Origin of the sequence: Burkholderia metallica (genome assembly GCF_001718555.1) — a bacterium.
In the GTDB taxonomy this organism is placed as follows: Bacteria; Pseudomonadota; Gammaproteobacteria; order Burkholderiales; family Burkholderiaceae; genus Burkholderia; species Burkholderia metallica.
The window spans coordinates 787,938-811,221 of the sequence record NZ_CP013401.1; the positions used below are offsets into that span (position 1 = coordinate 787,938).

Here is a 23,284-nt window from a genome sequence, read left to right on the forward strand (position 1 = left end):
ATGACCGAGGATTGGCTGGTGTCGTAGTGGTATGGCGTGCATTGCGATGAAGGAGCGCTCGGCACAGGTCAGGTCGTCGCAACGAATAGGGGGAGGCGCCGCGATGCCGGGGCAGTCCCGCCGACACAAATGTGACACGCCGACGAATTTGGTTTTGGCAGGCGGCATATGTCTTTTTTTGACGATGACATATATTTCGCATTTGTATTGCAATGCGGTATCCTCCACACCTCCTGCGGTCATCGCCGCCTCACTCAGCCACTAAGTCTGGTCCGGAATTTTGCGCGTATTACATTTGCCTTTCTATGGCATGGCGGAAATATTCGTGCTTCTTCGGGCTTCCATACAATAACCCAGATGTCGCGCTCGTTTCTCGTGCTGCAAGGCACAGCCTCGCTTTTTTTCCACCGGCTCTCACGCGCGCTCCAGGACAAGGGGTTTGCCGTCTATCGTGTCAATTTTTGCGGTGGCGACTTGCTGTACGGGAGGGCTGGGACTGTTTTAAATTATAGAGGTGAGGTTCGGAATTTGCCGCAATGGTATGACAATATCGTCCGGCAAGAAGGAATCACCGACGTCGTCATGTTCGGCGACTGCCGGGACATTCATCGCGAAATGCTGGGTGTCTCGACGGCGCATGGCCTGCGAGTCCACGTGTTCGAGGAAGGCTACGTTCGACCGCACTGGATCACGCTGGAGCGCCACGGCGTCAACGGGCGCTCATTGCTGCCGCGTGATCCTGCATGGTATCGGCAGCACCGCGGCGTGACGCCGCCCGCCAAGCAGTGGCAAGCCACCGGCTACAACCTGTACGAGCGTGCCTTCCACGACATCACGTATCGTTTTGCGAACACGGTATGCTGGCCCCGGTTTCCGAGGTACCGCAGCCACCGGCCGAAAAACGGCCTCTTCGAATATTCGGGGCTTGCCGTTCGGATGCTTCTGCAGCGTAAACATCGACGCGAAGCAGAGACTGTTACGCGCGAATTGCTCGATAGCGGCCGGACTTACTACCTGTTTCCTTTGCAATTGAATTCCGACGCACAAATCGTCGTGCATTCGTCTTTCGATGGAATTCGCGCGGCGATCCGCCACGTCGTGGAATCATTCGCGCGACATGCGCCGCAAGATGCGTTGCTGGTGATCAAAAATCACCCCCTAGATACAGGGCTGATCGAGTATCGCAATTTTTCGCTTAAAATTGCGCATGCCGCAGGGATGGAGAATCGGATTCGTTTCATCGATGCCGGCCATCTTCCGACATTGCTCGAACACGCTCGCGGAGTTGTGGTTATCAACAGTACGGTCGGTTTGTCTGCGCTGCATCACAAGCGGCCGCTGGTTGCGCTCGGCTCCGCCATCTACAACTTCAGCGGCCTGACCTGGCAGGGCGATCTCGATGATTTTTGGCTCGGAGGCGTGCCGCCAGATATGGATCTCTATCACGCGTTCCTCGACTATGTGATGCATCACACACAGATCAACGGCGATTTCTACACCCGGACTGGCATCTCGATGGCGATTGCAGGTGCGGTTGCTCGACTAGAGCATGCGGATGACTAATCCGCCGGTTCGGCACGTTGTCGTCACCGGTGCAAGCGCGGGCATTGGCCGGGCGCTTGCGCTCGCATACGCACAGCCCGAAACCGTGCTCGGCATCGTCGGCCGGAACGAAGCGCAGCTCGAATCCACCGCGGCAGTGTGCAGGGCGCGCGGCGCAAAGGTGATCGTCGGCATCGTCGACGTGCGGGAGCCCGATCCGGTTCGCTCGTGGCTGCATCGTTTCGACGACCAGTATCCGATCGATCTGCTCATCGCCAACGCAGGTGTGGCAAGCACGCTGTCCTCTGCATCCGACTGGGAGGATCTCGACCGTATCACCACCGTCGTCGATACGAATTTCTACGGTGCGATGCATACTGTCCTCCCGGTTGTAGAGCGTATGCGCGCCCGCAAGCATGGCCGCATCGCCGCGGTCAGTTCCCTGGCCGCCCTTCGCGGCATGGCCATCTCGCCTGCGTATTGCGCGAGCAAATCGGCAATCAAGGCTTATGCCGATTCCGTCCGCCCACTGCTGAAGCGCGACGGTATCGGTGTCTCGGTCATTCTCCCCGGCTTCGTCAAGACGTCGATGAGCGACGCTTTCCCCGGCGACAAGCCGTTCATGTGGACTGCCGATCAGGCAGCCGCATACATTCGCAAGAAGCTCGATGCGGGGCGTGTGGAAATCGCATTCCCGGGCCTGCTAGCGTTCGGCATGCGGATCCTGACCGTGCTTCCCGTCAAGTTGGCCGATGCGATCCTCGACAAGCTTTCGTATCTACCCGGCAAGGAAGACGTAAATTGACGGGCGCAATCTGGCTCGCGTTCGCCGTTGCGGCCGGCGTGTCGTTTCTACCGGATCAAATCGCAGTTCCGCGTGCCTCATTTCGGCGTCGCGCAGATGCACTGCTTTTGCAAGTGCTCTCCGTCGTGTTCCTTGCGTCGCTGATATTGCTCGTTACCGCCCGTCCGATCTTCTCGTCGTCCGTCGCGGTCGCGCTGGTCGGGCTCGTCGCGGTCGTCAGCAATGCCAAGTACGAATCCCTGCGCGAGCCGTTCGTTTTTACTGATCTCAGTCTCTTCAGCCAATTGTTCTCGCATCCGCGGCTCTATCTGCCGTTCCTGAGCGTGGGCAAGGTTGTTGCAATCGGAGCAGGGATCGTACTAGTCATCGCCGGCTATCTCTCCGAAGCGCCCGTCACCCCGCGTCCCGTGCTCGCGCTGGTGGCCGTTGTTGCCTTCACATTCTTACTGGCGCGATACATTGCAGCGCACCTGCCATTGGCGCTCGACGCCGAGGACGATCAGCGCCGTCACGGTTTTTTCGCAGTCTTCATCGCATACTTGCTGAACGGCATGCGTCCCGCGACGTTCGAAGCCTTTCGGCGCGTGGTCGAAACAGGGCCTTTCGTCACCGGTACGTCGGCGCAGCGCCCCGACGTCATCGTGATCCAGAGCGAATCGCTGTTCGACGTGCGACGTATTTCGCCGGCGATTGCGCCTACCGTGCTTTCCCATTTCGATCGGGCGAGACACGAATCGGTCTGTTACGGCGAGCTTTCGGTCCCGGCATGGGGCGCAAACACGATGCGCACGGAATTCGCGATGCTGACCGGCCTGCCGTTCGAGCGCCTCGGCTACGCGCGCTTTTATCCGTATGCGTTCGTGCGCCGTACGTGCGCGTCGATCGCAAGCTGGTTCGGCCGTGGCGGTTACGACACGCTGGCGATTCATCCTTACTACGCCGACTTCTTTGGTCGCAATCGTGTCTTTCCGTTGCTCGGGTTCAACACATTTCTCGACATCGAATACTTTGCCGAGGCGCCGCGTGCCGGCCCGTACGTCTCCGATGCAGCCGTGCTGGATGCGGTGATCGCCGCGCTGGAGAGCGGGCGCGAGCGCCCGCACTTCCTCTTCGCAATGACAATGGAAAACCACGGCCCCCTGCATCTCGAGCAGGTTTTGCCCGGAGAATCGTCTTCAAGGCATACTCTTGGCGAAGACGCCTCCTGGCGTGACCTGACTGCATATCTGCGGCACATTGAAAATGCAGACGCAATGATCGGGCGCTTGCTCGATTATTTGCGCACCAGCGATCGTGAAACAGTCGTTTGCTTCTACGGCGACCACGTCCCCGCACTGCCTCATGTCTTCGAGAAGCTCGGCGTTAATCCGCAACACAGCGACTACTTCATTTGGCGAAATTACGGCACAGACACTCCCGAATGCCGGAATTTGGTGGCCGAAGAACTCGGGTCGGTACTTTTGCATGTGGTACAAGATGACGGAAATCGCACGGAACAGCCGTGCGCGTCCGAGAAAGCGACATAAAAGATGAACAGTAAGATTGCAATAATTGGGGTGGCGTGTCGGTTTCCCGGGAGCGCGAACAATCTCGGCGACTTCTGGCAACTGCTGCGCGACGAACGCGACGCAGTCACCGAAATCCCGCCGGACCGCTTCGGCACCGACTTCTACCAGCACCCGTCCAAGCGCGAACCGGGCAAGAGCTACACGTTCTCGGCCGGCGTGCTCGACAACGTCGCCGGCTTCGACGCCGCGTTCTTCGGCATTTCTCCGCGCGAAGCGGCCCAGATGGACCCGCAACAGCGCCTCTTGCTCGAACTCGCATGGGAAGCCTTCGAGGATGCAGGCGTGCGTCCGGCCGACATGCGCGGCAGCAATTGCGGCGTCTATGTCGGCGTCGCGGGCACCGACTACGGCAACCGCAACATGGACGATCTGAACGTGATCGATCCGTATTCGGCGACCGGCAATACGCTGAGCATCGCGTCGAACCGAGTGTCCTACCTGTTCGACCTGCGCGGCCCGAGCATGTCCGTCGACACCGCGTGCTCGTCGTCGCTCGTCGCGCTCCATCAGGCCGTCAAGGCGCTGCAGTCCGGCGAAGCCGACGTGGCGCTCGCCGGCGGCGTCAACCTGTTGCTGCACCCGTTCGGTTTCGTCAGCTTCTCCAAGGCGTCGATGCTGTCGCCGCGCGGCCGTTGCCGTGCGTTCGATGCGACCGGCGACGGCTATGTCCGCTCGGAAGGCGGCGCGTTCGTGCTGCTCAAGCCGCTCGATCGCGCGCTCGCCGACGGCGACACGATCCATGCAGTGATCGCCGGCTCCGGCGTGAACTCGGTCGGCCATTCGCCCGGCGGCATCAGCGTGCCCGGCGCGGCCGCGCAGGCGTCGCTGCTGCGCAGCGTGTACGCGCGCGCGGGCATCGACCCGCAGTCGCTCGCGTATCTCGAGGCGCACGGCACCGGCACCGCGGTCGGCGATCCGATCGAGGCGCGGGCGCTGATCGACGTCGTGTCGGGCGAACGCCCGGCGGATCGTCCTCTGCTCATCGGCTCGGTCAAGACCAACATCGGCCATCTCGAGACGGCATCCGGCATGGCCGGGCTGCTGAAGGCCGTGCTGTGCCTGAAGCATCGCGCGGTACCGCGCTCGCTGCACTTCGTCACGCCCAATCCCGGGATCGATTTCGACGGCGGGCGCCTGCGCGTCGTCGATCGCTACATGCCGCTCGACGCGGGCGACGCGCCGCTGACGGTCGGCGTCAACTCGTTCGGCTTCGGCGGAACGAACGCCCACGTCGTGCTGACCGAGGCGCCGGCTGCAAACGTGGCGCCGAAGGCCGCGCCCGAGCAGGCTCCCGCGCAACTGTCTCCGCTCGTCCTGACCGCGCGCAGCGCGATCGCGCTGGGCGCGCTCGCGGGCCGCTATCTGGCTGCACTCGAGAACGGCGGCGACTGGCAGGCGCTGGCCGCTGCGGCCGCGCGTCGTCGCCAATGGCTCGAGCATCGCGCGATCGTCGCGCCGGCTGACGTGGCCGAAGGGCGCGCGGCGCTTGCGGCGCTGGCCCAGCCGGCGTCGGAAGGGCTGCCGGGGTGCTTGGCGACCGGCCAGGCCCCGGCCGACGCGGTGCGCACCGCGCTCGTCTTCTCGGGCAACGGCTGCCAGTGGGTCGGGATGGGCAACGAGCTTTATGCGGAGAACGCGGTCTTCCGCGCGGCGCTCGACGAGGTCGACGCGCTGTGGTGTGCCGACGGCAGCCCGTCGCTCGTCGACGTGATGCGCGGCGGCCCGGGCGCGGAATGGCTGGCCGGCGCGGGCGCCGAATGGCTGGCCGCGACGGAGAACGCGCAGCCGCTGCTGTTCGCGATCCAGGTCGGCATGGTTCGCGTGATCGACGCGCGCGGGATGCGTTACGACGCGGCCATCGGCCACAGCGTCGGCGAGATCGCCGCGGCGTGGGTGACGGGCGCGCTGTCGCTCGCCGACGCGGTTCGCGTGATCAAGATCCGCAGCCGTGCGCAGGCGATGACGCGCGGCAGCGGCCGGATGGCGGCCGTCGGCATCGGCGATGCAGCGGCGCGCGAACTGATCGCGCGCCACGGGCTGGCGCGGCGCGTCGAGATCGCGGGCATCAACAGCCCCGATGCGGTGACGCTCGCGGGTGAGCTGCAAGGGCTGCAGGCGCTGGAGGCCGCGCTGCGCGGCAGCGGCAAGTTCTTCCAGATGCTGGATCTCGACTACGCGTTCCACAGCAGCCACATGAACCGCATCGAGCCGGTCGTGCTGGCCGAACTGGCGAGCCTGCGGCCGCAGCCGGGCAACGGCACGTTCGTATCGACGGTGACCGGCGGCGCGCTGGCGGGCACCGAGCTCGATGCCCGCTACTGGTGGCGCAACATTCGCGAACCGGTGCGCTTCGGCGACGGCATCGCGCATCTGATCGAGCAAGGCGTCCGGCTGTTCGTCGAGGTCTCGCCGCATTCGATCCTGCGCAGCTATGTGAAGCAGGCACTCTCGGCAGCCGGCGTGAACGGCGTGGCGCTGCCGACGCTCAAGCGCGATCACGGCAGCGCGGCGATGCTGCGGCAGGCGATTCTCGCGGCGATCGCGCATGGTGCGAGCGTCGATCCCGAGCGCTTCGCGCCGGGCGCATCGCGTGCCCCATTGCCGTCCTATCCGTGGCAGCGCGAGCGCTTCTGGCTGACGCCGACCGTCGAAGGCTACGGCCTCGTCAATCGCCGCCGCGCGCATCCGCTGCTCGGCTATCGCCTGCATGAGCACGCGTTCGCATGGGAAAACCAGCTCGATCCGGCGAAGCTGCCGATGCTGGCCGATCACGTCGTCGACGGCGGCGTCGCGTTCCCGGGGGCCGGGTACGTGGAAATGGCGCTCGCGGCGGCACGCATCTTCTTCGATACGCCGGATGCGGCGCTCGAAAACGTCGAGATCCGCACGCCGGTGGTATTCCAGCCGCAGCAGGCGAAACTGTTTCGGCTCGTGATCGAGCCGCGCACCGCGACCTTCACGATCGAGACGCGCGACCGGATGTCCGACGGCGCGTGGACGCTGAACGTGACGGGGCGGATGCTGGAAAGCGGCAACACGCTCGACGATGCGAGCGTCGTGCCGGCCGACGCGCTCGCCCGTCTGCTCGCGCTGCCCGCCGCCGACGGCGACACGCTGTACGCGAACACGGCGGCCATCGGCCTCGGCTACGGGCCGGCGTTCCGCTGGGTCCGCACCGTGCGGGTCGCCGCGGGCGACGGCGAGGCGCTGGCCGACGTCGCCGCGCCGGCCGCGTGCGGCGACGCGCAGGCGATGTCCGCCTATCTGCTGCATCCGGCGCTGATGGACAGCGGGTTTCATCCACTGTTCGCGTTGCTGGCGGCGCACGCGCGCGAAGGCGAGCATCCGGCCTACGTGCCGGTGCAGATCGGTCGGGTGGACTATCTGCGCGGCGACACGGTCGAGCGGGTGCGCGTGCGGATCGACAGGCACAGCCCGCATTCGATCGTTGCGCATTTCGAATTCCTCGACGCGCGGGGCGCGATCGTCGCGCGGCTCGGCGGCTGCCGGTTCCGGCGCGTCGATCTCGTCGGCCGCCGGCAGAATCCGCCCGCGCGTTTCGTCTACCGCCTTGAAGAAATGCCGCTGCCGGGCGACGTCGACGCAGCCGGTTTGCCGGCGCCCGACGTGCTGCTCGCGCAGGCGGTTGCGCGGCTCGATGCGGCCGGGCACGACGGCCGCCGGACGCAGCATCTGACCGAAATCCTGCCGCTGCTCGACGTGCTGGCGAGCCTCTACGCGCTTCGCGCGTTCGACGCGCTCGGCGCTTTCTCCGGCACGTGGCAGCCGGCGGCCGGGCGCGACGCGCTGGCCGCGCGTCTTGCGGACATGCTGGTCGAGGACGGTCTCGCGCATCGCGATGGCGCGCTGCTCGTGCGCGACGACGCGGCATGTGCGGCGCTGCCGCCGCTCGACGAGCTGTGGCGCGGGCTGCTGGCCGAATCGCCGGGGCACGTGGCGGAGCTGACGTTGCTCGCGCACTGCGGCGCGGCGTTGCCCGACGTGCTGAGCGGGGAGAAGGACGGCGCGCGCCTGCTGTCGCCGACCGGGCACAGTCTCGTCGAACAACTTCTTGCCGCATCGCCGACGTGGCAGCACGTGCACGCGTTGCTGGGCGCAAGCGTCGAGCAGGCCGTCGACGAATGGCAGCCGGCACGCCGGTTGCGCGTGCTCGAACTGGGCGCGACGGACGGCGACGTGCTGCAGACGCTCGGCATGCATCTCGCGGCCGCGCGCTGCGATCACACGATCGCCGCGACGGCCGGCCAACTGGCCGGGTTCGACACGGATGCGGAAGCGGCGGTGCGCACGGTCGCGCTGCAGTCGGGCGAGCGGCTGTCGCTGGCGGCCGACGACGCCGGCCCGTACGACCTGATCGTCGCGAACCGCGCGTTGAGCGGCCATCGCGACGTGGCCGACGCACTGAATGCGATGCGGTCGTGGCTGGCGCCGGGCGGCTTGTTGCTGCTGGCCGAATCGCGGCGCGGGCGCTTCTCCGACATCGTATCGGGCGCGCAGGCTGCGTCGGCTGAAGCCGATGCGGCCGTGCCGCCGACGCCGGCGGCGCTCGAGTCGGCGCTCGAACGCGCGGGCTACGTCGACGTCGTACGGCACGTCGAGCAGTCGCTCGATCTGGACGGCACGCCGACGCTCGTCATCGCGCGCAACCCCGCGAGCGCCATCGCCGCGCGACGCGACGACGAATCGAACGATCTCGATACGCTGGCGCGCAGCGAGCAATGGCTCGTGATGCACGCACCCGACGCCGCCGGCGGTTTCGGCGGGCAGCTGGCCGATGCGCTGGCGCGCGCGGGCTATCCGGCCGATATCGTCGACGTCACGCACGCGGCCGATGCAATCGCATCGTTGCCGGCCGGGCAGCCGGCGCATGTCGTGTTCTGCGCGCCGGAAACGCCGCTCGTCGAATCGACGACGGGGGACGACCTGATGGCTGCGCAGCGTAACGGCGTGATCGCGCTGGCGGCGCTCGTGCGTGTGCTCGGTGCGCAGCCGAACGCGGCCATGCGGCTGACCGTCGTCACACGCGGCGGCGCGCCGTTCGCCGGGAGCGCGAATGCGCATCCGGAACAGGCGACGCTGTGGGGTCTCGGCCGCGTGCTGGCGAACGAGCATCCCGAACTCGCCTGCCGCCTGATCGATGTCGATCGCGCGGCGGACAGCCTCCCCGACGCATTGATTCACGAGCTGACGGGTGCCGCCGTCGAGGAAGAAGTCATTCTGGGCGCACACGGGCGGCAGGTGCCGCGCATGCTGACCGCCGCACAGGCTGCGGCGCGCAACGACGGTGCGATCGCGCGTGCGGCCGTGCTCGCGTTCGATGCGCCGGGCTCGTTGCGCAATCTCGAATGGTTCGCGTTGCCGGAAAGCGCGCTGGGCGCGGACGAGGTGGAGATCGAGCCCGTTGCGACCGGCCTTAATTTCCGTGACGTGATGTATGCGATGGGGCTGCTGTCCGATGAAGCGGTCGAGACCGGCTTCGCAGGCGCGACGATCGGCATGGAGCTGTCGGGCCGCGTCGTCCGGGTGGGCGACGCCGTGACGGAATTCGCGCCGGGCGATGCGATTCTCGGCTTCGCGCCGGCGTCGTTCGCGACGCGCGTCAGGACGCGCGCGCAGGCGATCGCGCTGAAACCCGAACGGCTGTCGTTCGAGGAAGCGGCGACGGTGCCGACCACGTTCTTCACCGCGTATTACGCACTCGTCGAGCTTGCGCGCTTGCGTCGCGGCGAGCGCGTGCTCGTGCACGGCGGCGCGGGCGGTGTCGGAATCGCCGCGATCCAGCTCGCGCGCCACTTCGGCGCGGAAGTGTTCGCGACGGCCGGCAGCGACGAGAAGCGCGAGTTCGTGCGCCTGCTCGGCGCGGAGCACGTGCTCGATTCGCGCAGCCTCGCGTTCGCGGACGAGATTCGCGCGATGACGGGCGGCGAGGGTATCGACATCGTGCTGAACTCGCTCGCCGGCGAGGCGATGGTGCGCAGCATCGATACGCTGCGGCCGTTCGGCCGTTTCCTCGAGCTCGGCAAGCGCGACTTCTACGAAAACAGCCATATCGGGCTGCGGCCGTTCCGCAACAACATCAGCTACTTCGGCATCGACGCCGACCAGTTGATGGGGGCGCTCCCGGAGCTGACCGCGCGCCTGTTCGGCGACGTGATGGCGCTGTTCGCAGCCGGCGTGCTGCATCCGCTGCCGTATCGCGCGTTTCCCGCCGAACGGGCGGAGGACGCGTTCCGCTACATGCAGCAGGCGCGCCAGATCGGCAAGGTGCTCGTGACCTATCCGTCCGGCACGCCGGCCCCGACGCGCGGCGTCACGCGCGCGGGTTCGCTCGCACTCGATCCGCACGGCATGTACCTGGTGGTTGGCGGCACGGGCGGGCTCGGCTTTGCGAGCGCGCGCTGGATGGTCGAGCGCGGCGCCCGCCGGCTGACGCTGGCGAGCCGCTCCGGCGAACTCGCTGCTGCCGCACGCGAGGAAGTCGAGCGCTGGCGCGCGACGCTCGGCGTCACGGTCGAGGTCGTGTCGTGCGATGTGACCGACGCGGCGGCGGTCGATGCGATGATCGACGCGATCGTCCGGGGCGGCGCGCCGCTGAAGGGCGTGCTGCATTCCGCGATGTCGATCGACGACGGCCTCGTGCGCAATCTCGACGATGCGCGCATGGCCGCGGTGCTCGCCCCGAAGGTGGCCGGCGCGTGGAACCTGCATCGCGCGACGCGCGCGTTGCCGCTCGACCTGTTCGTGGTCTATTCGTCGGCGACGACCTATCTCGGCAATCCGGGGCAGTCGAACTACGTCGCGGCCAACAGCTTCCTCGAGGCGCTCGTCGAACATCGTCGCGCGGCGGGCCTGCCGGGCACGTTCATGGCCTGGGGGCCGCTCGAGGACGTCGGCTTCCTCGCGCGCCACGCGGATACGCGCGAGGCGTTGCAGTCGCGGATCGGCGGCGCATCGATCACGTCCGACGAAGCGATGGTCGCGCTCGAACGCGCGCTGATGGCCGGTGCGGCAGGCGAAGCCGTGGTCCGGCTCGACTGGCACGCGGTGGCGCGCGGGATGCCGGCGGCGAAGGCACGCCGGTATGCGCTGCTGCAATCGCATGCACAGGGCGGCGATGCGCGCGACGGCGGCACGCAATTGCGGGAAGAAGTGCTGGCGCTGCCGCGCGACGAAGCGATCGCACTGGTTGCGCGGACGCTTCAGGCGCAGATCGCGCGGATCCTGCACATGACGCCCGATCGCATCGCGCTCGACAAATCCGTGCTCGACATGGGGATGGATTCGCTGATGGGAATGGAACTCGGCCTCGCGGTCGAGGAAGCATTCGAGGTCAAGCTGTCGGTGATGGCGATTGCCGAGGGCGCATCGGTGACGACGCTGGCCGGACGTATCGTCGATTCGATCGGCGCGTCGGCCGACGCGGACGCCGGCTCCACGACGGATGCCGCGCAGGAGGCCGTCGCGGCGCTCGCCGCGAAGCACGCGATCGACGGCGAAGCGCGCGCGATGCTCGATAGCCGGCACGCGCCCGTGGCGGGCCAGGTGTCGCCGACGCTGGAGGTCGCGCGATGAGCGCGCCGTCCGGCTGGGCATCGCGGCAGGGCACGCTGGCAGGTCCGCTGACGATCGACGGTCACGGGCTGCACACGGGGCGCCGGGTGAGCGTGCGGATCCTGCCCGCGCGTCCGGAAGAGGGCGTGACGGGCATTGCGTTCCGTCGCGTCGCGCAGGGGCGCACGCTCGCGACGCTGCCGGTCGATCCCGCGCTGCGCCGTGCGCAGCCGCTCTGCACGATGCTGCGCAATGCCGACGGCGTCGGCGTTCGCACGATCGAGCATCTGCTCGCGTCGCTGCTCGCGTGCGAGATCGATCACGCGATCGTCGAGATCGATGCCGAGGAAGTGCCGATTCTCGACGGCAGTGCCGCGCCGTGGGTGGACGCGATCCGCGCGTGCGGGCGCGTCGCGCTCGATGCGCCGAAACGTTTCATCCGGGTGCTGCGGCCCGTCGTCGTCACCGACGGCGACCAGCGGCGCGAAATGCGGATCGAGCCGGCGCCGCGTTACGAACTGAGCGTGCGCAACGACCTGCGCGGCTTCGGCGACATGCATTGGGACGGCGCGCTGACGCCGGCTGCGTTTGCGACCGAAATCGCGCCGTCGCGCTCGTATGGCCGCGTGAAGTGGGCGGTGCCCGCGATCGTCGCCGGCTATCTGCGCGGGGTGCCGATCCTGCGCGGTGCGCGGCCGTCGTGTACGGCGTCCATCGTCGGCAATCGCGTGCTGGGCGGGATGCGGCTGCCGGAAGAGTTCGTCCGGCACCGCGTGCTCGACCTGGTCGGCGATCTCGCGCTGGCCGGCGCGCCGCTCTTGGCACGCGTGAGCGCGCTGCGGCCGAGCCACGAGATGAACTTCCGGCTGGTGGACGCGCTGCTGGCCGAACCCGCCGCGTGGGAGTGGGCCGAGTTTCCCGACGCGTGACACCACGCGTTTTCATGACGCGCGGCGTAACATAGCGTCTTTTCGAGACAGAGCGAAGGAAGCAATGGCACTGGGAGAGCATCTTCGCCAGCAACTGGCGGCGAAAGCGCTGAAACGGCAACTGGGGCGCGCGACCGAGGCGGCCGCGGCACCGGGCGTGCCCGGCACGCCCGCCGCGCAGGGCGCATCGGCGCGCAGCCGCTTCGAATCGATGCCGCAGTATCAGCAGGTGCGGATCATGCGCGAGATGGGCGAGAAGCTGCGCGTCGACTCGCCGTTTTTCCGCGTGCACGACGGCGTGGCCGGTGCGACGACGCTGATCGGCGGCCGCGAGTATCTGAACTTCGCGAACTACAACTACCTCGGTCTTGCCGGCGATCCGGCCGTGTCCTCGCGCGCGAAAGCCGCGATCGACCGCTACGGCACGTCGGCCTCCGCGAGCCGGATGGTCGCGGGCGAGCGTCCGGTGCAGCGCGACCTCGAGCGCGCGCTGGCCGCGTTCTACGAGACCGACGACTGCGTCGCGTTCGTGAGCGGCCACGCGACGAACGTGACGGTGATCGGCGCGCTGTTCGGCCCCGGCGATCTGATCGTCCACGATGCGCTCGCGCACAACAGCATCGTGCAGGGCGCGCAGCTGAGCGGCGCGAAGCGGCTGAGCTTCGCGCACAACGACTGGCAGGCGCTCGACGAACTGCTGTCGCGCGTGCGCCGCGAATACCGGCACGTGCTGATCGCGATCGAAGGGCTGTACAGCATGGACGGCGATTTCCCCGACCTGCAGCGCTTCGTCGACGTGAAGACGCGTCACGGCGCATTCCTGCTGGTCGACGAAGCGCATTCGCTCGGCGTGCTCGGCGCGACCGGCAGGGGCATCCGCGAGCATGGCGGCGTCGCGTCCGACCAGGTCGACATGTGGATGGGCACGATGAGCAAGACGCTGGCGGGCTGCGGCGGCTTCATCGCCGGTTGCCAGCCGCTCGTCGACATGCTGCGTCACCTGGCGCCGGGCTTCCTGTACAGCGTCGGGCTCGCGCCGACGCTCGCCGAAGCGTCGCTGGCCGCGCTCGAACGCCTGCAGGCGGAGCCGGAGCGTGTCGCGCGACTGCAGGCGCGCGGGCGACAGTTCCTGACCGAAGCGCGCGCCGCCGGGCTGAATACGGGGACGAGCGCCGGGTTCGCGGTCGTGCCGGTGATCACGGGCAGCTCGCTGAAGGCCGCGCAATGGGCCAACGCGATGTTCGACGAAGGGATCAACGTGCAGCCGATCTTCTATCCGGCCGTCGAGGAAAAGGCGGCGCGCCTGCGCTTCTTCATCTGCTCGACGCACGAGCCGGAGCAGATCAGCCGGACGATTGCCGTGTTGTCGCGGCTCGCGGGGCGCGGCGGATGACGCTGGCCGGCGCGTTCCTGCAAGCGGCTCCGCGTGCTGGCGAGCGCGTGCGGTTTCGTGCGGCCGAGGCGAATGACGCGGCGTCGTGCGGGCCGCTCGTGTTTGCGTCCGGTGTGGCGGAATTCGGTTTTTTTCTCGGCGAAAGCGATGCGCGCTGCATCGCTTTCCTGCAGCAGGCGTTCCGGTCGCGCCATGGGCGCTTTTCGTGGCGCCGGCATCGCGTCGCGGTCGCTGAAGACGGCACCGTGCTCGCCGTGATGGCGATTCACGACGGGCAACGGACGATGTTCGACGACGTGCATGTCGTGTGGGCGCTGGCGCGCTTCTTCGGCGTGCGCCGCACGATCGGGCAGCTATTGCGCGGGCTGATTCTCGAAACGGAAATTCCGGCGCCGAAGCGTTCGCAGATTCTCGTCGCGCATTGCGCAACCGACGAGCGACAGCGCGGCACGGGGATCTTCAGTGTGTTGTTCCGTGACGCGCTGGACGCGGGGGCATTGCCGGCCGACGGCAGCCGCGATGTCGTCCTCGACGTGCTGACCCGCAACGCGAGGGCCCGAGCGCTGTACGAACGGCTCGGGTTCGCCGCACTGCCGCGGCCGCGCGCCCGTTCGCGCCGGCTGCCCGCCGGACTTGATTCGGTCCGGATGCGGTTTGATCGTCGCGGCCAACCATGACAGTCGGTCGGCGAGGCGGTCGGCGAGGCGCAAAGCAGGCAGTTCAACCGTCGCCCGCCAAAATGGCGCGCCGAAAAAGGTGAGGGTAGTAGGCGAGCTGACGAGCCGGCGGTCGTGCCGGTATCAGGCGTTCAATGGCAATTTCTGAACGATTGCGTGCACGCATTCCAGCGGGCTTGCTTTACCCGTGCGCACATGCACGTCGGGCGATACCGGTTTTTCATAGGTCGATTCGATGCCGGTGAACTGCCGAATGGCGCCTTGCCTTGCCAACGCATACAGCCCCTTTGGGTCGCGCGCTTCCGCGACATCCAGCTCAACGTCGACAAAGACTTCGAAAAACTCCCCGGGGGCAAAGCGCGCGCGCGCCCTGGCGCGCGCTTCCTGAAACGGCGAGATCAGGGCGACGATGACGACAAGCCCTGCATTCACCATCAGGCGTGCGACCTCGGCCGTCCGACGAATATTCTCGTGGCGGTCCGCGTCACTGAACCCCAGATCCTGATTCAATCCTTCGCGGAGCTGGTCGCCATCCAGCAGAAAGGAACGAAGGCCTCGAGCATCGAGCTGTTCCTTCAGGAGATTCGATAGCGTCGATTTCCCGGCACCGGAAACCCCGGTGAGCCATACCACGAAGGCATGATCCTGCTTCATGCTGGAAAGCACGGATTGATTACCCGTCAGCGTGACAGGGAGAGTGGTCTGGAGATCTTGAGTCATCTCGGATTCGATGTGCCGGGAACTGCGTCGTTACTTTATTGTGGTTCGGATTCGTCCGTAGGCGAATTGTAACGTGCCTTCTGATTTTTTGTAACTTGAATATTTTAATCAGGAATAAAGCTTTGTCCATATGTCGCGCGACGGCTTGCGTGCAGTATCTGCTCGGTAATGATTTCCGGTTCTTCGTAACGGTTCGAAATAAACGCGCGTGGCCGAGAAGGTATAAAGGCGCGTAGAATCTTCGCCCCTTTCGCCTTCCGGTCGCGCTTGCCGCAAGTCCTGGTAGGGGCCTGTGCCACGAGGGAGTCGGGAGAGCAAACGACTGGTGCCGTATTTGTTAGAAGAATGACGACGATTTCCAGAAGAGGTGCCGCAGAATTCCTGCAAACATCTCCGACCGTCAGCTGATTATGTGACTCGATTCCTGGCCGGCATGAAATTGCAAGAGTATTAATTTTTTATTCAGTGAAATCTGCGGAAGCGTCCTCGCGGTTTGCTTCCGTAGCTCTACTCCGTCGCCGAGTTATTGAATCGGGGCATTATTGGCGGAGTCCTGCTCAATTATTTTTTCGGGCACGGTTGCGCATCCCTTCCGGCTACCGTCGCGGTAGCGAGTGCCGGCTACTGAAAACGGGACGGCCGCGATTACCATGTCGCGCTGATGTACTCGATACCGGAATGCGCTCCATTTCGTCAGGACTGCAGTGCGTCACTTCCGCCGCGGCGCGAACGGCCGCTGCTGCACATCGGCACCCTGCGCGACGATCGCCGTGCTCTCCGGCACTTCCTCCCACGCGCCGCGCAAGTCGACGAGCGGCTCGGACACGACCATGAACGCGTCGTCGCCGGCTTCGGCGATGCGCGGGTTGTGCGGATACAGCTCGTGCAGGTGCTTGAACGACGTGCTGTGGAACAGCGAGCGCGATTGCCGTTCGCTCGAATAGCGCACCGCGATGATCCGGTCGCCGTCGGTCGCGCAGATCGTCATGTTCAGCGCGTCGGCCACGCGATGCCGCGCGGCGGTTTCCTCGACCACGCCGACCATCCGCTCGAGCGCCGGCAGCGGCGTGTGCTCGAGGCCGTAGGTCAGCGCGAGGCGGAACATCAGTTCGGAGTCGGTCGAGCCTTCGAGCGTCGGGAACAGCGCGGGATCGACTTTCATCGTGAGGTCGCGGCGCAGCTTGTGGAAGTCGCGGATCAGCCCGTTGTGCGCGAACAGCCAACGGCCGTGGCGGAACGGGTGGCAGTTGGTTTCCTGTACGGGCGTGTCGGTGGCCGCGCGAATGTGCGCGATGAACATGCGCGAACGGATCGCGCGCGCGGCTTCGCGCAGGTTGCGGTCGTTCCATGCGGGATGCACGGAGCGATAGCGGAACGGGAGTTCGTCGGGGTGCCCGTACCAGCCTATGCCGAAGCCGTCGCCGTTGGTGGTCGTCGCGCCCAGCTCCGAATGCAGGCTCTGGTCGATCAGCGAATGCTTCGCGCGGAACAGGACGGTCTCGAGATGAATCGGGTTACCCGTATAGGCGAGCCAGCGGCACATGGAGCGCTCCTTCACGATGGATCGTTCGGAGCATGGTAGCCGACTTCGTCGCGCATTCGCGCTGGTGTGGGCCCGGCTGGCCATTCGACCAGGGACGCCGACCTATCGTCATACATCGCTGGTCCGCCCGGAGGCGCGATGCGACACGGGCGGACCAGCGGTCATGCGTTCCATGCGGCCGGGCGCCGCCACCTGACGGCAGCGCCGCGGCCGTCCAGGCTCACTCGCCGAGCGCGTCCATCACGCGCGCCGAATAGACGAGCGCCGCGCCCGCGTTCAGCGCAATCGCGACGCCGAGCGCTTCCGCCACTTCCTCCTTGGTTGCGCCATGCTTGGCCGCTTCCGCGGTGTGCACGGCGATACAGCCGTCGCAGCGCGTCGTGACGGCGACCGCGAGCGCGATCAGCTCGCGCGTCTTCGCGTCGAGATGGCCCGTCTTGGCGCCGGCGCCGGACAGCGCCTTGTAGCCGGCCAGCGTATCGGGCGACAGCTTGGCGATGTCGCCGATGCGCGTCGTGAGTTCCTTCCGGTATTCGTTCCAGTTCAGCATGATGCGTCCTTTCGAGAAGAGGTGACGAGAGCGGCGGGCGCCGCGCTATCGGGCGATGCAGGACCATTCTGATCGTTCGCGCTGAGGGTTTCGATACGCTACAGTGTCAATTTTTAGCGCGATCGTCTCATGGATGCTCTGAGTCAACTGCTGTCGCTGGGCCGCAGCCATGTCGAGCTCGACGTGCGCTGCCTGCTCGACGGGCCGTTCGCGATGCCGCACGACCCGCTGCCGCCCGGCGAAGCGGTGTTTCATCTCGTGCTGGCCGGAACGTGCCGGTTGCGTACCGCGGACGGACGCACGCTGCAGCTCGCCGACGGCGATTTCGTGCTGCTGCCCGCCGGTGGCGCGCACGACCTGCTCGACGCGGGCGCCGGCCGGTCGCGACCGGCCGCGGCGCTGCGCGAACGGGGCGCGAGCGGCGGCGCGGTGCTGCCGGTCATGTCGAATCTCGATCCGGCCGAACCGGACGGCGCGAGCGTGGACCTGCTGTGCGGGCGGTTCGTCTATGCGCGCGGCGCGGGCGAGCTGCTGATGCGCACGCTGCCGCACGTGCTGCATGTCGGGTTGCGCGAGGCATCGGGGTTCGCGCCGCTGCAACTACTGACGAGCGTGCTGCGCGCCGAGGCGTCGAACGCGCAGCCGGGCGCGGGTGCGATCGTGAATGCGCTCGGCCAGGCGCTGCTCGCGTATGCGTTGCGCGCATACGGCCGCGGCGCGCGCGTGCCGTCCGGCTGGCTCGCGCTGGCAGCCGACGCGCGGCTCGGCCCGTCGGTCCAGGCCGTGCTGCAGGCGCCCGAGAAACCGTGGACGGTCGAGTCGCTCGGCGACGCAGCCGCGATGTCGCGTGCGACGTACGCGCGGCATTTCCGCGAGCGGGCCGGGATGAGTGTCGGCGCGTTCGTCGCGCAGATCCGGATGATGCATGCGTGCGCGCTGCTGCAGGACACGCAGCGCGGGCAGGCGGAGATCGGGCAGGCGGTCGGCTACCAGTCCGAGGCCGCGTTCGGCAAGGCGTTTCGCGCGGTGCTCGGCACGACGCCGGGCCGCTGGCGACGGGCGCAGCGCGAACCGTAAGACTGCAAGCAAGCGGTCTTGCCGCGTACCAAAGCTGCTACCATGCGCGACACGCAGTTCAACGAAAATGATTTCGAACAAGAAGAAAGAGAGGGCAAAGCAATGAACCAGACCACCATCCAGCAACCGTCGTTCGCGTTCGTGGCCGCGTCGTGGGCCGCACTGCTCGCCGGTTTCGCGGCATTCCTGATCGGGCTCTGGAACGCCGGCATGCAGCTCAACGAGAAGGGCTACTACTTCACCGTGCTGGTGTTCGGCCTCTATGCGGCGATCTCGCTGCAGAAGAGCGTTCGCGACCGCGCGGAAGGCATTCCCGTCACCGGCATCTACTACGGCCTCAGCTGGATCGCGCTGCTGCTGTCGATCGCGCTGCTGGTCGTCGGTCTCTTCAACGCGACGCTGCAATTGAGCGAGAAGGGCTTCTACGCGATGTCGTTCGTGCTCGCGCTATTCGGTGCGGTCGCCGTGCAGAAGAATACGCGTGACCTGCAGAACGCGAAGCCGCGCTATACCGACGCCGAATCGGCGCCGTCCGTCCAGGAGTGACGCCACGCGAAGCGGGCGCGTTGCAGCGCTGCCCGTTTCGCGACGACGGCGCGCGGGCGACCTGCAATCGTCGCTGTGCGGCGGGTTTCTCGCCCGTTCGTCTCATCCGTGCCGATGCGCATGACGAGGGTGATATTCCGGATGCCTGACTGTGCGGAAACCACGCGGCGCACCTGCGCGCATCGCGTTCGAGGGCGGCGAAGGCCGTGCTCGTGCGGGAGACGGACGACCGGCGCGGCGGCGGAGGGCGCATAGGCCGTCGACAGTCTGAAGCACCTCGTGTTGGCGCTGTCGAAGCAGACCGTGCGGCCCGCGTCACTCGCGCAATGGATCATCGCACACGACGGACTGCCGGCCGATGCGTGCGCGGAGATTGCCGCGCTGGCCGCCCGCCCGGTCGACTTCGTCGAGATCGGCGCGAGCACCGGCAACTACGACGCAAAGAACGACGTGTTTCGGCGCGACGTGTTCGTGCAATTCCGCTCCGAGCCGCTCGACGACAATCTGTACGCGGGACAGGGCGGCGTGCTGCGGGACGCGAGGGTGCGCGGACGCATCGTTCGATGCCGTGTGACCCTCTTCCGGGAGAAAGAGCGTGAGAGTCGATTTCAAACCGCGGGTGCTGCATCGGGCCGTGCTTGCCATGGTGCTTTCGATGCTGGCGGCCGGCGCGTGCGCGCAGACGGCGCCCGCTGCGCCGGGCGTCATTGCGGTCGGGAACGAGCCGGCCGGCATCGCGTTCGGGCCGGACGGCAAGCGGCTGTACGTCGCCAGCAACGGCGACAACACCGTCGCGGTGATCGACGTTGCGGCCGGGCAGCGCATGCGTGACCTTGGCGAGCGACCGGCGAAGGTTGCGAAGGATGGCTGTCCCGACAACTTCTGCCGCGGGATGGGAGCGACGGGTATTGCGATCGCGGCCGACGAGCGTCATGCGTATGTCAGCTCGATGCGTCCCGATTCGCTGGCGAAACTCGACCTCGACAGCGGGCAGATCGACAGCGTCGCGAAGGTGCAGCGCTTTCCGCAGGCTGTCGCGGTGTCGCCGGACGGCGCGCGCGCCTACGTGCTGAACGTGGTTGCCAACTCGGTATCCGTCATCGATCTCGCGACGTTCCGCACGGTCGGCAAGCCGATTGCGCTGAACGGCGGCAGCGCCGGCAACCAGCCGTTCGGCCGCCCGGCTGCGCTTGCGCTGTCGGCGGACGGGCGGCGCCTGTTCGTCACGAACGGCGTGGCGGGCGGCATCGACGCATTCGATACGCAGACGCGCGCGCAGGTCGGCACGATTGCCGATGCCGACGCGTTCGACGTGGCGGTCGAACCGGGCTCCGGCGAACTGGTTGCGCTGTTTCGCGACGGCATCGCGATCTACGATGCGAACACGCTGAAGCCGCGCCAGGCCGCGCAGTATTGCCGTGCGCTGACGAGCTACCGCTTCGCGTTCAGTCCGGACGGTCGTCTGATCGCGTTCAGCTTGCCGCAGGAGAACACGGTGCTGGTCGTCGATCGCACGACGGGCCTGCTGCGTGCCGCCTATCGCACCGGCGAATGGCCGCTTGCGCTGGCGTTCAATCCGGACGGCAGCCGGCTCGCGGTGCTCAATGCGAGCCAGGCCGGCAGCGTGTCGCTGTTCGATATACGCGACCCGGGGCGGCTCACCGACTATGTGGCCGCCAGTGGCGAGCTGTTTTGCCGGCCGGCCGCGCAGGCCGCGGCGCAATGAATGACGGGAGTCGGCCGGCTTGCCCGCGCAATGCGCATGCCGGCAACCGGCGCACATGGAATGGCGAGGAGACAAAGATGATCGGGAATGCAAATGGGTTCGGCGTGCGTATCGCAGCCTGCGCGGCCGTGGCCGTGCTGCTGAGCGCGTGCGGCAACTTTCAGCAGGCAGGCGGGCCGTCGCTCGAGTGGGTGGCTGGCACACCCGGTTCGGAAGGCAATCTCGACGGTGCCGGTACGAGCGCCCGCTTTGCCGGCGGCCTGCGGCTGCATGCCGACCGGGACGGCGGCATGCTCGTGGCGGACAAGTACGCGTCGACCGTGCGACATATCGATACGCAAGGCCATGTGACGACGCTGGCCGGTCGCAGCGGCGTGCGCGCGTACCAGGATGGCGTGTCTGGCGCCGCGCGCTTCGACCAGCCCGGCGATGCCGTGCGCGCGCCGGACGGCACCGTCTATGTGGCCGACACCGGCAACTCGCTGGTGCGCGCGATCCGGCCTGACGGCACCGTCGCGACGATCGCCGGCGTGCCGGGCCAGTCGGGAGACGCGGATGGCCCGCGCGGCGTCGGTCAGCTCGATCACCCGGATGTCATCGCGCTGGACGGGCAGGGCCGGCTCTGGACGCTCGAACAGTATTCGGGCCATTTGCGCATCGTCGGCGCCGACGGATCGGTGGCGACGTGGAAGCAGCCCGACGGCGATTGCACGCCATCGGGGATCCGCGCGATCGCGGCGAGCCCGGACGGTGCGATCTGGATCACCGACGGCAAGGCGTTCGGCCATGTGACGCCGAATGGCTACTCGCCGTCGTCCTCGTGCAAGACCGCCGATGCGCGGGACGATGCGTCGTCGGCGGTGCCGGTTCGCATGCCGCCGGAGCCGGGTCCGGTCGCGGCACTGGCCGCAAGCGTGCCGTTCATCGGCATGGCGCCGGCGAGCGAAAATGACAAGCAGGCCGAATCAAGCGATACGCGCGACGATCCCGATTACATCGCGCTGGCGTTCGACGGCGCGGGGCAGATGATCGCGGCCACGGCGCGGTCGATCTCGGCGATCGGTGCCGACGGCAAGCCGGGCGCGACCGTGCGCATCGCGCAGCCTGCGTTGCAGCGCGGACGCTCGGACGATCGCGACCTGACGTCGCTGGCGATTGACGGATCGGGCCGCGGGCTGGTCACGACGGGCAGCGGCGAGGTCGTGCTGCAGGCGGCGCCGGACGGCCGCCTGCTCGCCTACGCCGGGGTGAGCAACCGCGGCGATGCGCTGCTGGTGACCGGCACCGCCGACGCGAAGCGCGTGCGGTTGCCGGGGTCGGTCGACGACGATTTCGCGGTGGCCGCCGACGGCACGATCTATTACGTCGACCGGCTCGACGATGCGATCTACCGGATTGCGCCCGACGGCAAGAGCGAGCTGTGGGCCGGCGCGCCGGACGTCAAGGGGCGCAACGACGGGCCGCGCCTGACCGCGCGCTTTCGCTATCCGTCGGGGCTTGCGCTGGACTCGGCGGGCAACCTCTATGTCGCCGACAGCGGCAATGCGCTGATCCGGCGTATCGATTCGCGCGGCAACGTGCAGACGGTGAGCGGCAAGGTCAGCGACGAGACGCGGGTCGACGGCGCGTTTGCGCAGGCAACGTTCTGGCGGCCGCGTTACCTGCGTTTCGATCGCGATGGCCGGCTGTACGTGCTCGACGACAGCCCTTACGTGGCCGGCCGCGGCGCGAGTATCCGCCGGCTCGACTTCTCGACGGGAACGGTCGCGACGGTGGCGCGCGAGGCGCAGCAATACAAGATTCCGCGCGAAGACGTCGAACGCTTCGTCGCAAGCGGGCGACGGCCGGGTAGCTACGAGGATCTGGCGATCGGCCCGCAAGGACAGCTCTACGTACTGAGTCGCGACGTGATCTGGCAGATCGACCCCGCGACCGGCGCCCACCGCATCCATTTCCTGCCCGGGCCGTGGCCGGCTGCGGAGCATGCGTACTACGGCGCGCTGGCGAATGCGAAGTCGCGCGACGAGGAAGACCGGCTGACGAACAACCTGATCAGTTGCGACTGGACGTGGTGCATGCCCGACCGGATCGCGGCCGATGCGAGCGGCAACGTGTACGTGAGCGATAGCGGAAACCATACCGTGCTGCGGATCGACGCGAAGGGCGACGCTGCGGTGATCGCCGGGCAACTCGGATCACGCGGCAATCGACCGGGCGCATTGCCGGGGTCGCTGAATCGTCCGGCGGGGATGGTCGTCGCGCCGAACGGCGATCTGTTCGTGGAAGTCGGCGACGTGGGGATCATGCGATTGCGCGCACCGGGCGCTGCCGCGGCGCAGGTGCCGGTTGCGGCGGCGACATCGGAAGCCCGGCTGACGCTGGGTCCTGCGGATTCTCAGCCCTGACCGGTGCGCTGCCGTGCGCTTTCGTCAGCTTATATCAGGCCTATTGAAATACGGAATTTCGTGGAGAATTGTATCGAAAAGCAGTAAGATTCCGGTAAACCAACGTTGCGGCTGCAGTGCAAGAATATTTGAATCAGCCTTTGAAGTTTCTGGTTGTTGTAAGCAAGTTTCAGTAGGGCGCCTTTGACTTGCCGGGGGGCGACGTTGATTAAATGAGTGAATTTAAATAAA

At 67.0% G+C, this 23,284-nt stretch carries 15 protein-coding genes; 11 read left to right on the forward strand and 4 right to left on the reverse strand.

What is annotated here, in order from left to right; translation table 11 throughout:
• The first annotated feature begins 357 nt into the window (after window positions 1-357).
• From WJ16_RS03535 to WJ16_RS03565, 7 genes are all read left to right on the forward strand, one after another.
• Window positions 358-1,563 carry a capsule biosynthesis protein gene (locus WJ16_RS03535; protein WP_069257947.1) on the forward strand — a complete coding sequence of 402 codons (1,206 nt, stop codon included), beginning with the start codon at window positions 358-360 and terminating at the stop codon, window positions 1,561-1,563.
• Entirely contained in the window at window positions 1,556-2,347 is a 792-nt protein-coding gene (locus tag WJ16_RS03540; protein ID WP_208606991.1) for an SDR family NAD(P)-dependent oxidoreductase, read from the forward strand. The genes WJ16_RS03535 and WJ16_RS03540 overlap by 8 nt, the downstream gene beginning before the upstream one ends.
• A complete protein-coding gene (locus tag WJ16_RS03545) occupies window positions 2,344-3,873 on the forward strand; it encodes an LTA synthase family protein (protein WP_069255868.1) in 1,530 nt (509 codons plus the stop codon). The genes WJ16_RS03540 and WJ16_RS03545 overlap by 4 nt, the downstream gene beginning before the upstream one ends.
• 3 nt (window positions 3,874-3,876) lie before the next feature.
• On the forward strand, window positions 3,877-11,508 hold the full coding sequence (locus WJ16_RS03550; protein WP_069255869.1) for a type I polyketide synthase: 7,632 nt from the start codon (window positions 3,877-3,879) through the stop codon (window positions 11,506-11,508).
• Window positions 11,505-12,416 carry a UDP-3-O-acyl N-acetylglycosamine deacetylase gene (locus WJ16_RS03555; RefSeq protein WP_069255870.1) on the forward strand — a complete coding sequence of 304 codons (912 nt, stop codon included), beginning with the start codon at window positions 11,505-11,507 and terminating at the stop codon, window positions 12,414-12,416. The genes WJ16_RS03550 and WJ16_RS03555 overlap by 4 nt, the downstream gene beginning before the upstream one ends.
• 64 nt (window positions 12,417-12,480) lie before the next feature.
• Window positions 12,481-13,809 carry an aminotransferase class I/II-fold pyridoxal phosphate-dependent enzyme gene (locus WJ16_RS03560; protein WP_069255871.1) on the forward strand — a complete coding sequence of 443 codons (1,329 nt, stop codon included), beginning with the start codon at window positions 12,481-12,483 and terminating at the stop codon, window positions 13,807-13,809.
• Window positions 13,806-14,486, forward strand: a complete 681-nt coding sequence (locus WJ16_RS03565) for a GNAT family N-acetyltransferase (protein ID WP_069255872.1) — start codon at window positions 13,806-13,808, stop codon at window positions 14,484-14,486. The genes WJ16_RS03560 and WJ16_RS03565 overlap by 4 nt, the downstream gene beginning before the upstream one ends.
• Before the next feature lie 123 nt (window positions 14,487-14,609).
• On the opposite strand, the gene cysC is transcribed toward WJ16_RS03565, so the two are convergent.
• The 3 genes from cysC to WJ16_RS03580 form a co-directional block, all read right to left on the reverse strand.
• Window positions 14,610-15,140, reverse strand: coding sequence for an adenylyl-sulfate kinase (cysC, locus tag WJ16_RS03570; protein WP_091921266.1), 531 nt, complete (start codon window positions 15,138-15,140; stop codon window positions 14,610-14,612).
• Between the two features lie 775 nt (window positions 15,141-15,915).
• The gene (locus tag WJ16_RS03575) at window positions 15,916-16,749 is read right to left on the reverse strand and encodes a class II glutamine amidotransferase (RefSeq protein ID WP_069255873.1); all 834 of its coding nucleotides are present in this window, start codon (window positions 16,747-16,749) and stop codon (window positions 15,916-15,918) included.
• A 220-nt stretch (window positions 16,750-16,969) separates the two neighbouring features.
• Entirely contained in the window at window positions 16,970-17,299 is a 330-nt protein-coding gene (locus tag WJ16_RS03580; protein ID WP_044844086.1) for a carboxymuconolactone decarboxylase family protein, read from the reverse strand.
• A gap of 129 nt (window positions 17,300-17,428) precedes the next feature.
• On the opposite strand from WJ16_RS03580, the gene WJ16_RS03585 reads away from it, so the two are divergent.
• Entirely contained in the window at window positions 17,429-18,376 is a 948-nt protein-coding gene (locus WJ16_RS03585) for a cupin domain-containing protein (protein ID WP_069255874.1), read from the forward strand.
• 102 nt (window positions 18,377-18,478) lie between these two features.
• On the forward strand, window positions 18,479-18,922 hold the full coding sequence (yiaA, locus tag WJ16_RS03590; RefSeq protein ID WP_011351064.1) for an inner membrane protein YiaA: 444 nt from the start codon (window positions 18,479-18,481) through the stop codon (window positions 18,920-18,922).
• A 315-nt stretch (window positions 18,923-19,237) separates the two neighbouring features.
• Here the strand turns inward: yiaA and WJ16_RS34625 are convergent, their stop codons facing one another.
• Complete coding sequence (locus WJ16_RS34625) at window positions 19,238-19,567, reverse strand: hypothetical protein (RefSeq protein ID WP_069255875.1); 330 nt, start codon at window positions 19,565-19,567, stop codon at window positions 19,238-19,240.
• Between WJ16_RS34625 and WJ16_RS34630 the strand changes: the two genes are divergently transcribed.
• Both WJ16_RS34630 and WJ16_RS03605 read left to right on the forward strand, forming a co-directional pair.
• On the forward strand, window positions 19,566-20,648 hold the full coding sequence (locus tag WJ16_RS34630; RefSeq protein ID WP_069255876.1) for a beta-propeller fold lactonase family protein: 1,083 nt from the start codon (window positions 19,566-19,568) through the stop codon (window positions 20,646-20,648). The two genes, WJ16_RS34625 and WJ16_RS34630, sit on opposite strands and share 2 nt — an antisense overlap.
• A 77-nt stretch (window positions 20,649-20,725) precedes the next feature.
• Entirely contained in the window at window positions 20,726-23,053 is a 2,328-nt protein-coding gene (locus WJ16_RS03605; RefSeq protein ID WP_157126713.1) for an NHL repeat-containing protein, read from the forward strand.
• Window positions 23,054-23,284: the final 231 nt, after the last annotated feature.